This window comes from Ruegeria sp. AG6 (assembly GCF_056541565.1).
On sequence record NZ_JBQFYQ010000001.1, the window covers coordinates 445845 to 457100 of the forward strand.

10 protein-coding genes are annotated in these 11256 nt (G+C 57.3%); 5 read left to right on the top strand and 5 right to left on the bottom strand.

All coding sequences use genetic code 11. The features are described from left to right. Positions 1 to 113: 113 nt before the first annotated feature. The gene (locus ACR0I0_RS02185) at positions 114 to 701 is read left to right on the top strand and encodes a shikimate kinase (RefSeq protein ID WP_210092257.1); all 588 of its coding nucleotides are present in this window, start codon (positions 114 to 116) and stop codon (positions 699 to 701) included. Then, positions 702 to 1814 (top strand): 3-dehydroquinate synthase, encoded by a 1113-nt coding sequence (gene aroB, locus ACR0I0_RS02190; protein ID WP_480490017.1) that lies wholly within the window; start codon positions 702 to 704, stop codon positions 1812 to 1814. Between the two features lie 9 nt (positions 1815 to 1823). On the opposite strand, the gene ACR0I0_RS02195 is transcribed toward aroB, so the two are convergent. Both ACR0I0_RS02195 and ssb read right to left on the bottom strand, forming a co-directional pair. Continuing rightward, a complete protein-coding gene (locus ACR0I0_RS02195) occupies positions 1824 to 2894 on the bottom strand; it encodes a site-2 protease family protein (RefSeq protein WP_171723405.1) in 1071 nt (356 codons plus the stop codon). Positions 2895 to 2912: 18 nt separating this feature from the next. Next, positions 2913 to 3401 (bottom strand): single-stranded DNA-binding protein, encoded by a 489-nt coding sequence (gene ssb, locus ACR0I0_RS02200; RefSeq protein ID WP_171723404.1) that lies wholly within the window; start codon positions 3399 to 3401, stop codon positions 2913 to 2915. Positions 3402 to 3604: 203 nt separating this feature from the next. Between ssb and ACR0I0_RS02205 the strand changes: the two genes are divergently transcribed. The 3 genes from ACR0I0_RS02205 (at position 3605) to ACR0I0_RS02215 (ending at position 6360) form a co-directional block, all read left to right on the top strand. Next, positions 3605 to 4183, top strand: a complete 579-nt coding sequence (locus tag ACR0I0_RS02205) for a lytic transglycosylase domain-containing protein (protein WP_171632935.1) — start codon at positions 3605 to 3607, stop codon at positions 4181 to 4183. 97 nt (positions 4184 to 4280) lie between these two features. Further along, positions 4281 to 5243: a LuxR C-terminal-related transcriptional regulator gene (locus ACR0I0_RS02210; RefSeq protein WP_480490019.1), complete on the top strand. Its 963-nt coding sequence runs from the start codon at positions 4281 to 4283 to the stop codon at positions 5241 to 5243. 130 nt (positions 5244 to 5373) lie between these two features. Next, positions 5374 to 6360, top strand: coding sequence for an MBL fold metallo-hydrolase (locus ACR0I0_RS02215; RefSeq protein ID WP_480490021.1), 987 nt, complete (start codon positions 5374 to 5376; stop codon positions 6358 to 6360). Positions 6361 to 6477: 117 nt separating this feature from the next. Here ACR0I0_RS02215 and ACR0I0_RS02220 read toward each other — a convergent pair whose 3' ends face one another. From ACR0I0_RS02220 to ACR0I0_RS02230, 3 genes are all read right to left on the bottom strand, one after another. Next, positions 6478 to 8565, bottom strand: coding sequence for a dipeptide ABC transporter ATP-binding protein (locus tag ACR0I0_RS02220; protein ID WP_152457768.1), 2088 nt, complete (start codon positions 8563 to 8565; stop codon positions 6478 to 6480). A 93-nt stretch (positions 8566 to 8658) separates the two neighbouring features. Continuing rightward, positions 8659 to 10122: an ABC transporter permease gene (locus ACR0I0_RS02225; protein WP_171723402.1), complete on the bottom strand. Its 1464-nt coding sequence runs from the start codon at positions 10120 to 10122 to the stop codon at positions 8659 to 8661. A 13-nt stretch (positions 10123 to 10135) separates the two neighbouring features. Then, the gene (locus tag ACR0I0_RS02230) at positions 10136 to 11182 is read right to left on the bottom strand and encodes an ABC transporter permease (RefSeq protein WP_152457770.1); all 1047 of its coding nucleotides are present in this window, start codon (positions 11180 to 11182) and stop codon (positions 10136 to 10138) included. Positions 11183 to 11256: the final 74 nt, after the last annotated feature.

The window sequence follows — 11256 nt, forward strand, 5'->3', positions numbered from 1 at the left end:
GAACATATATCAGGAATTTGATCAGTCGGCCCATGGCCCCACGCTGCCTCAATTTTTGATTTTGGCCAAGTTATAACTGGCATTTTTTCCAAGATCACGTCATTCACGTTTAAATGAGCGAAATTAAGCATAACACACATTCGACAGACACACAGGGTGGTTTTGATCTGCACAAAACCGTGGTTCTGGTGGGTATGATGGGGGCTGGCAAGACAGCGGTGGGTCGCGCGTTGGCCGCACGTCTGGGTGTTCCGTTTCTGGACAGCGATGCCGAGATCGAATCAGCCGCCAACATGACCATTCCTGAAATCTTTGAGCGTGACGGCGAACCTTTCTTTCGCACCAAGGAATCGCAGGTCATCGGGCGCTTGCTGGATGAACAAAAAGGCATTCTTTCAACGGGTGGGGGGGCGTTTCTCCAGCCGGAAAATCGTCGCATCATCGCCGAAAAGGGTGCTGCCGTCTGGCTGCGCGCGGATCTGAATGTTCTGTGGAACCGTGTGCGCCACAAAGACACCCGTCCTCTGCTGCGCACCGCCGATCCCTATGCGACGCTGAAATCCCTCTACGAGGCCCGCGTGCCGGTTTATGCTCGGGCCGATTTGACAGTGGATTCGGATGGCGAGACCTCGATCGAAAATATGGTTGGCCGCGTTGTCGACGCTCTGTTGGCGCGCCCTGATGTTTTGGAACTCAAATAAATGCACCAAACAGTACATGTGGACCTGGGTGACCGATCCTATGATGTTGAAATCGGTCCGGATCTTCTGACGCGGGCAGGGGGGTGGATATCACCACTTCTAGCCCGGCCAAAAGTCGCGGTTCTGACGGATGAAAACGTGGCCGGTCTGCATCTTGAGGCGCTGCGCGCCGGGCTGAATGCCGCGGGGATCGAGATGACCGCACTGGCGCTGCCCGCCGGAGAGGCAACCAAAAGCTGGCCGCATTTCGAGCGCGCCGTCGAGTGGCTGCTTGCAGAAAAAGTCGAACGCCGGGATGTCGTCGTAGCCTTGGGGGGCGGCGTCATCGGAGATCTGGCAGGCTTTGCAGCGGCGGTTTTGCGGCGCGGTGTTCGCTTTGTGCAGATTCCAACGTCATTGCTGGCGCAAGTGGACAGTTCGGTCGGTGGAAAGACCGGGATCAACGCACCACAGGGCAAAAACCTGATCGGCGCGTTTCATCAACCCTCGCTGGTTCTGGCGGATACCTCTGTTCTGGGGACCATGACCCAAAGAGACTTCTTGTCGGGCTATGGCGAGGTCGTGAAATACGGATTGCTTGGCGATGCAAAGTTCTTTGATTGGCTCGAGGCGCACGGGCCAAGCGTTTCCTCGGGTGACATGGCGGCCCGTGTGCATGCGGTGACGCGCTCGGTGCAAATGAAGGCCGACATCGTCGCGCGGGATGAAACCGAACAAGGTGACAGGGCTCTTCTCAATCTGGGTCACACGTTCTGCCACGCCCTGGAAGCTGCAACAGGGTATTGTGACCGCCTTCTGCATGGCGAAGGTGTGGCAATTGGCTGCGCGCTGGCGTTTGAGTTGTCGTCTCGGCTGGGTTTGTGTTCGCAAGAGGACCCAAGCCGGGTGCGCGCGCATTTGCGTGCGATGGGGATGAAGACGGATCTGGCCGATATTGCGGGCGAATTGCCAAGCGCCGAGGCGTTGGTGGATCTTATGGGACAGGACAAGAAAGTCGTGGATGGCCAGCTTCGGTTTATTCTGGCGCGTGGGATCGGAGAGGCGTTCGTGACCTCAGATGTGCCGAAAGATGCGGTCCTTTCGGTCCTGTCGGATGCGCTTGCCACGGCTTGACCTAAAAGCCTAGCGCCCCTGAATGACCATCAGTTCACCGATGTTCTCGCGCGTGATGTAACCCATCATGCGACCACCCCGAGTGACCACAGCGATGGCCGGAGCGCCGTTGTGCAAGTGCTCCAGAACGGTCTCGAGACCGGTGGTAAGCGAAACTGCGGGGACCGCCGCGTCCATGATCGACGTGGCGGGCGCAGATCTGGGTTGGTCACTTGCCAGCGCAGCAAACAGCCGTTCACGCGTGACGAATCCCAGCAGGGCCTGGCTTGAGTCCAATACAGGGAATTCGTGTTGAGTGGTGTGGATCACGGCTTGCGCCGCGGTACTCAGCGTATCGTCGGGGGAAAGCGCGTGAAATTCCGTGATCATCGCGTCCCGCGCCAGAACCCGGCGCGCTGCGGATCGCAGGGCGACTTCCTGGCTTTCGGCGTTGGCGGCGATGAACACGAACACGGCGATGAGCACCAGAAACGGGTTGCCTGAACTCAGCCCCAAAAACCCCAGACCCACCGCAACGATCTGACCTCCGACAGCAGCCACGCGTGTTGCTTTGACGCGATCCATGCGCAGGCACAGAAGGGCGCGGAAAACGCGCCCTCCGTCCATGGGGAAGGCCGGGATCATGTTGAATACGGCCAGCAGCAGGTTGATGTAGGCCAGCCTGTTCAGAAACCCGATACCCGGTGAATCGATCTGGGAAAGCGTCTCGATCGGCACTCCTGCTCCGAAGGCGACCAGTATGACCCAGATCACGATGTTCACCGCCGGACCTGCAAGTGCCACAAGCACTTCTTGCATCGGTTTTTCCGGCATCCTTTCAAGACGGGCCAACCCGCCGATCGGCAACAATGTTATGTCTGGGGTCTTGATTCCAAAGCGCCGCGCCATGAGGGCATGACCGAATTCATGCGCGACCACACAGGCAAACAAGGCCAGAACAAACAACAGGTTGTCTATGGCGGCCGGCAGGCCACCGGCAGAATAGGCCGCAAAGCCCACCCAGGTCAGAAGCAGGAAAAACGTGACATGGACCCTCAGTTCGGAACCGAGCAATCGGCCGAGAGAAAAGGACCATGTCATGTCGTGTCTCCGAATTTCCTAGAACGGAATCTCGTCGTCGTCGATGCCACCCGATGCCGGTGCCGGGGAACTGGACGGACCGCCGTAAGGGTCTCCGTACCCGCTGCCACCGGCCTGGCCGCCGCCGTAACCACCGCCGCCGCCGCCGCCTTCGCCGCGGCTGTCGAGCAAGGTCAATTCACCGCGGTAGGGGCGCAGAACAACCTCGGTTGTATAACGGTCTTGCCCCGACTGATCCTGCCATTTTCGGGTTTCCAGCTGGCCTTCGATATAAACCTTGCTGCCTTTGCGCAGATATTGCTCAGCAATACGGGCCAGCGGTTCCGAGAAGATGGCGACCGAGTGCCATTCCGTGCGTTCGCGGCGTTCGCCCGTGTTGCGGTCTTTCCAGGTCTCTGACGTGGCAATGCGTAGATTGCAAACCTTTCCGCCGTTCTGGAACGACCGGACCTCGGGGTCGCGGCCAAGATTACCGACCAGAATGACCTTGTTGACTGAACCCGCCATGTAATTCCTCGTTCTGTTTTCGCGTATGTGCGCCGAATCTGGCGCGACTTGTTTCGTGAGACCCTATACGGCCTGCATCATGGATGAAAACAGTAGATACAACAGTGTTGGGCAAGAGTCTTACTTTGGTCTTTACCAAGCTTTCATTTTTTGTGGGAATACCTATAATCCGACTGGTTTCTTATCGAGCAGGATAGGCATTGATGCGTTCTTGGGTTGCTGGGTTTTCTGTTGTCTGCCTTGTGCTGGCCGTTTTGCCTGTGCAGGCGCAAACTCTGTCTACCAAAAGCCGCAAGGATATCTTCCTCAAGCAGTCGAAGATTCTGGATTCCCGTGCGGCGACGCAGTATCGCGACTCCGCGCGGTTGAAACCCAAGACATCCCGTACGCATACCGGCAAGCGATATACTGGCAAGTATCGCGGCCAGTATCTGGATCTGGCGAAACAGGCTGCCCGCCTTCACAACATTCCCGAAGACTTGTTCCTGCGCCTTGTTCAGCAGGAAAGCGGATGGAACCCGCACGCGAAGTCTCACAAGGGTGCTCTGGGATTGGCGCAATTGATGCCTCAGACCGCCGAGCTTTTGGGGGTCAACCCGCATGACCCCAAGCAGAATCTCGAAGGTGGGGCCAGATACCTGTCCTGGCAGTATCGCAAGTTCAAATCCTGGCCACTGGCTTTGGCCGCCTACAATGCTGGCCCAAAAGCGGTAGAAAAGCATGGCGGCATACCGCCATACAAGGAAACCCAGAACTACGTGAAGGTTATCTGGGGCGGTTAAACCCTATGCCGCGACGCAGAACGTCCGGTTCTTGATCCGACGCAACCAGTCCAACTAACCTGAAAGGGTATCGTCCAGCAACTGGTGAGGCCGCCTGATGCCTGTTGACCACCCTGAGATCCCGCAAGAAACGCTAATTAACTGGCAGCAACTGGTTGATCTGGTCGCGGAATTGGCGGATGTGCCCGCAAGCCTGATCATGAAAACCGACGCACCGGATCACGCGGTGCTGATCACCTCGGATCATCCCGAAAACCCGTATCCGGTTGGTTTGAGTTTCCAGTTGAATCCCAAACTTTATTGTCAGGGCGTATTGCAACGGGACGGAGAACTGGTGGTTGAGGATGCAGCCTGCGATCCGGATTGGGCCGACAATGACGATCTGGAACATGGAATGACATTTTACATCGGCCTGCCGCTGAAATGGCCCGATGGATCGGTGTTCGGAACGATTTGTGTTCTGGATCGAAAGCAGAACCGGCGTGCCTTGTTGTTCCGCGAAGGGTTGGCGCAGTTCGCACGCATGGTCGAGTCGGATTTGGCTTTGTTGCAAGAGGTTTACCTGCGCCGCGCGCTGGAAGAGAAACTCAACGAAACATTGGCGCAGCTTGAAACCCGTGTCGCGGATCGTACCCGTGAATTGCAGGAAACCAACACGGCGCTGCGCGTCCTGCTGTCCAGTCTGGATGACGAACGCAAAAACCGCGATCACGAAATTGTCGAACAGGTGCGCGGCCGAGTTCTGCCCTATCTGGAAAAGGTTCGAACGCAGCTTTCCGGGGACGAAGCGCAGTATGTCTATCTTGAGTTGGCCGAGAAGAACCTGAACGAGATCACGTCGTCATTGTCGGACAAACTGACGGATGCGTTTGCAGCAATGACCCCGACGGAGATCGAGATTGCGCAGATGGTCATGTTTGGAAAAACAACCAAGGACATCGCCAAGGCCCTGTCCCGAGAAACATCGACAATCGATTTTCACCGCAACAACATCCGCCGCAAGCTGGGCCTTGAAGGGCGCAGCAAGAACCTGCGCAGTCATTTGCTCTCGATTTCGTGAACACGGAATATGGGGTTTTCCCCCATAATCCGCCCCCATTTTTTCGGTCTGAGCCAAGGTGCCTTGGCTTGTTACCTTTGGTTGGGACGTGCGGAAAACCTGCATATGTCCAACAGAGAGGTACACAAAAATGGATCGCAAAGATCTGAAACCAACCATCCTGAACGGGGACAAGGATGATCTGGCGCCGGGGCTGTCTCGCCGGTCGTTCTTTATGGCGGCGGGGGCTGCCGGTGTCGGTGCGACTACTTCCGTACTGGGCGCGAGACCGGCTCAGGCGCAGTCTCAGGCGTGGCTACAGCCGGGCAACAACAACCACGTGATAGATCTGCAAGGCGCAACGGGTCAGGCCAGCACCGGGACGGTTGGCATCGACTATTATGGTCATTGTGCGATCAAGATCACCTCGCCCAATGGCGCAACAGTGCTGTTTGATCCCTGGCGCGATGATCCGTCGGGCGCTTGGGGGCTTTGGTTCCGCAACGAATTCCCGCAAATCCCGGTGGATATTACCCTGTCGACCCATGCCCATTTTGATCACGATGCGATTGAACGCCCAAGTTCGACCATGGTGCTGGATCGCATGGTGGGCAAGTTCGAGTTTGCAGACATCAAGATCACCGGTTTTGCCGACAAGCACGCCTGTGTCGCGCCCGGATGGTATGACTGGACCAATGCGCTGGCCGAGTTCGGTGTGGAAGCCTGCCCGCCGAACAACGTGGGCCACATGGATATGGTCGTCTATCTGGTCGAGACCGGCGGCATTCGAACGCTGATCTGGGGCGACAACCGCCACAACCCGCCACAGGAGTTCTGGGACGCGATCGGTCGGGTGGATGTTCTGACGCTGCCGGTTGATGGCTCGGAACATATCCTCAGCTTCGATCAGGGCAACGACATCGTATCCAAGCTCCAGCCCAAGGTGATCATCCCCACTCATTACCTGAATGAGGTCACATCCTACACGCTGACCACTCTACAATCTGCCGACGACTGGGTGAAAGCTCAGCAGAGCTACAAGATGCTCGACAGTGCCAGCCTTCTGCTTGAAGCCGGTGGCATTGCAGGAATGAACCAGGAATTCATGCATTTCGGCAACAACGTCATGACCGGCTGACGAATTACCGGGGTCGCCACTCACGCCACTCCCAAGCGCCGCCTGTCTCCCCACGAACCGCGGCGCCAATAGAAAGGGCCGGTCCTGACCGGCCCTTTCCATGGTTCAGAAACGGGTTTACTCCGCCGCGACTTTGATCACCGGCTCCATCCGGGCCAGAATATCTTCGGCCAGGTGGCATTTGATCTGGTGCCCATCCGCCAGCGTCTGCACCGGCGGCACGTGGGATTCGCACCGACCGTCAGGCACCTCGGATTTCCATCGGCAACGCGTCTGGAACGGACAGCCTGGTGGCGGGTTCATGGCCGAGGGAATATCGCCTTCCAGAACGATATGCTGCTTTTCGATCGAGGTATCCGCAATCGGAACCGCGCTCAGCAGCGCCTCGGTATAGGGGTGATAGGGCGGGGCAAAGACCTGATCCGTGGTGCCCAATTCCACAACATGGCCCAGATACATCACCATGACCCGGTCACTGAGGTAACGCACGATGGACAGATCGTGGCTGATGAACAGCAGCGTGGTCTTGTGCTGTCGCTGTATCTCCATCAACAGATCCGTCACGGCAGCCTGAACCGACACATCCAGCGCCGAGACGGGTTCGTCCGCCACAACGATACGTGCATCGCCGGCAAAGGCGCGCGCGATACCCACGCGCTGTTTCTGACCACCGGACAGCTGTCGCGGCATCCTGTCTGCAAAGGCGCGCGGCAGCTTCACCAGATCAAGCAACTCCAACATCCGCTTCTTGCGCTCGGCTTCAGAGTTTCCGACACCAAAGATTTCAAGCGCCCGGATGATCTGACGGCCAACGGTCATCGACGGATTCAGCGTGTCGAACGGGTTCTGGAAAACCATCTGAACTTCGCCGATCGTCTTGGCATCGCGTTCTTCGATGGGCACCTGTTCGATGTTGCGGTTGTCCAGCAGGATCTGCCCGTCTGTGGCCGTCTCCAATCCCATAAGCACCTTGGCGAAGGTGGACTTGCCGCAGCCGGATTCCCCCACGATGGCCAGTGTCTCGGATTCGTGCGCCTCGAAGCTGAGCGTTTCGTTGGCCTTCACAACCTTCTTCTCACCGCCGCCAAACAAGGCATTTGCCGCAACCTCGTAATATTTCTTGAGGTTGTCCATTTTCAGAACCGTTCGGCCAATCTCACCCTTTTCTTTCTGATCGGCCAGCGCAAGTGGGGCGTTCCAGTCGATTTCCTGGAATTTAAGGCAGCGGGTGTGGTGCCGGTCATTTCCGGGAACGGCCTCCATCAGGATTTCCTTCGCGTCACAGCGCCCCTCTTCGAAATAGTCGCAGCGCGGTCCGAAGTTGCAACCCGGAGGCCGCTCGTGGGGCAATGGGAAGTTCCCCGGAATAGCCACCAGCGGACGCGTGTTCTTGTCAGCCCCCGGCAGCGGGATCGAACGGAACAGCGCCTGTGTATAAGGGTGCTGCATCTCGTCGAACACATCCTTGATCGAGCCACGCTCGACCGCTTCACCCGAATACATCACGCACAGACGGTCGCAGGTTTCCAGAACCAGCCCGAGATTGTGCGAGATGAACAACATCGAGGTGCCGTATTTCTTGCCCAGATCCTTGACCAGTTCTACCACGGCGGCCTCGACGGTCACGTCCAGAGCCGTTGTCGGCTCGTCCAGGATCAACAGCGCCGGTTTCGACATCAGCGCCATCGCAATCACGATCCGCTGTTGCTGACCACCCGACAGTTGGTGAGGAAACGAATTCAACATCCGTTCGGGGTCTGGCAGGCGAACGTCCGTCACCACTTCCAGCGCACGGGAATAAGCCTCTTCCTGACTTACCCCCTCGTGGATCATCGGCACTTCCATCAATTGTTTGCCGATCTTCATCGCCGGATTCAGCGATGCCATCGGCTCCTGATAGATCATCGCGATTTCATTGCCGCGAATGTCGCGCAGTTCTTCGGCCGACATCTCTGCCAGATCGCGGCCCTTGAACTTTATCGTGCCTCCGACGATGCGACCGTTCTTGCCAAGATCCTGCATAACGCCCAGTGCCACGGTTGATTTGCCACAACCGGATTCACCAACCAGCCCCACGGCTTCACCGGGCTCTACGCTGACCGAGAAATCCATAACGGCGGGGATTTCCCGCAGGCGGGTAAAGAATGAGATGGACAGCTTGTCGATCTCCAGGATCGGGCCGTCATAATCCGCCATTTTGCTCATTTTGCTTACTCCTCACCAAATGCGGGTATCCCCTTCATCTGGCCAAAAATATCCCGGGGGGTCCGGGGGGCTGGCCCCCCGGCCTCGATCACATCAGTCCTTCAGGCTTTCCTCGCGAAGACCGTCAGCCAGCAGGTTCAGACCAAGAACCAGCGACAGCAGTGCAAAGGCAGGAGGAAGGGCAGGGTGCAGGTAGATCGACAGCAGCTTGCGCCCCTCGTTGATCGTGGATCCCCAGTCCGGGCTTTCCGGCGGAAGGCCCAGTCCGAAGAAGCCCAAAGTCCCCAGAAGAATGGTGGTGTAACCGATGCGCAGACAGAAATCGACGATCAGGGGGCCGCGTGCGTTGGGCAGGATTTCCCAAAGCATGATGTACCACGGCCCCTCGCCGCGTGTCTGGGCTGCAGCCACGTAATCTCGGGTTTTGATATCCAGCGCCAGGCCGCGCACGATACGGAAGACCGTGGGCGAGTTGACGAAGACCACCGAGACGAACACCACCAGAATACCGCCGGGGATATCGAACAGGTCCAGATAGGTCGGCAGGCCCCAGATCCGGTAGGCGTCGGTGTTGATGATGTAGCCACCGGTCGAAATCAGCGACAGATACAGCCAGATCGCAACACCCAGAACACCGATCAGCAACGGCGTACGGAAATTCGGGCGCGTGTAATAGCGTGAATTCAGCAATACGCCGATGAACAGGATCGGGAACACGAACAGTACGGCCGCCATGTAGTTCGGCACCCCGGTCGCCACGATCTCCGGTGTCACCAGCAGGTAGAACAGCAGGATCACCGGGAAGGCGAGGATCAGGTTGGCGAGGAAGGACAGGAATGTATCAAAACGGCCCCCATAGTAACCGGCGGGAAGCCCCAGCGTAATGCCGACCATGAAGGCGAACATCGTTGCCAGCGGTGCAATTTGCACCACAACCCAGGCCCCCTTGACCATCCGGCTGAATACGTCACGCGCCAGATTGTCACCGCCCAGAAGATACCAGGCATACTCGCCGTCCTCCAGATTTGGCAGAGGCGTTCCCGGCACTTTGTTCTTCATGCCAGAGATCTGTGTCAGCGGGTCATGGGTCACGATCAGATCAAGAGCGCCGAAGATGCCAGTAAAGACCCAAAACATTACAAGGCCAAAGCCGATCATTCCGATGGGACTGTCATACAGTTTGCCGTACAACCCCAACCGTCGTTTGAAGGCGATGGACATGGCGAACATGATGATCAGCGCGACCCATACAGGCAGGAATTGCTGGGAAATTGCGCCGATGATCCCTGCGCCAGTGCCCATCAGGATGCCCAGCACCAGATAAGCCACGGCCAATCCCACGCTGGCAAGGAAACTGTAGTGCAGCGCAAGCTGGATCAATCCACGGACACCGCCGCCAGAACTGACGGATCCATCCGGGTTCACGACAATCTGCTGTTCAGGCAAAAAGATACTGGCGATGATCCAGACCAGGATCGACAGGAAAAGTGCTGCCAGTGCGATCATCAGCAGTGGGTTCAGGAAGGCGATAGAGCCGGTCCAGGTTAGTGGTTCCATAATCTCACCCTCCTTATGAAATGCGAATGCGCGGGTTGAGGTAAACGTAGCCGATATCCGAGATCAGCTGCGTTATCAGAACCACGAAGACCGACACGACCGAGATCGCCAGCAGAAGCTGGATGTCGTTGTTGCCAGCGGCCTGAACCAGCGCCCAGCCGAAACCCTTGTAGTTGAACAGGGTTTCAACAATCACCACGCCGTTCAGCAGCCATGGGAACTGCAGCATGATAACCGTGAACGGCGCGATCAACGCGTTGCGCAAGGCGTGTTTCATGACGATGTTCGGGAACGAGACACCCTTCAGCCGTGCGGTCCGGATGTATTGCGCCGTCATCACTTCGGTCATCGAAGCGCGGGTCATCCGGGCGATATAGCCCATACCGTACAGCGCAATGGTAAGAACCGGCAGGAAGAAGTTTTCGAATGTCGGGTTCTCCATCGCTTGCGTCGCGGTTCCCTTGAACCATTTCAGCCCCACGGTGGACGAGGTGAAGATCGCGATGAAGATAACGCCCGATACGTATTCCGGTGTCGCTGTCGTGATGATTGAGAAGGTCGACAATGATCGATCCAGGGCTGATCCCTCTCGCATCCCGGCCAGTACACCAACGATCAGTGCAGATGGCACCATCAGGACCAAAACCCAGAACATCAGGTAACCTGTGTTGCCCAAGCGCTTGCCAACGATGGTTCCGACTTCTTCCTTGAAAACGGTTGAGTATCCCCAATCGCCCTGAAGAACACCACAATATCTTGCCGTGTCCTCTGCAGTCGAACCGGGTCTTGTGCAGGTTCCCACGAACTGGCCATCTTCCAGTGTATTCTGGAACCCGGGCATCACGCCCAACCATTGGCCGTATTTAACGAGTGTCGGCTGCAAGTAGCCGCGGTTTTCCAACCAGGCTTCGACCTGCTCATCGGACATACGCTGGTTGCCCTGCGTTTTCGCCAGCTTTTCAAGGTTCGGGTATAGGTTGGTCAGGAAAAAGACGACGAATGTCAGACATAATGCCGTAAGCAGCATCACTCCGAACCGTCGTAGGATGAATAGTCCCATGGTGGCCCCTGTTGTTCAGGTATTCCGCAGATCATTGGACCATTTTCTGGCCTCGGACGTCCGACCCCGCGTCG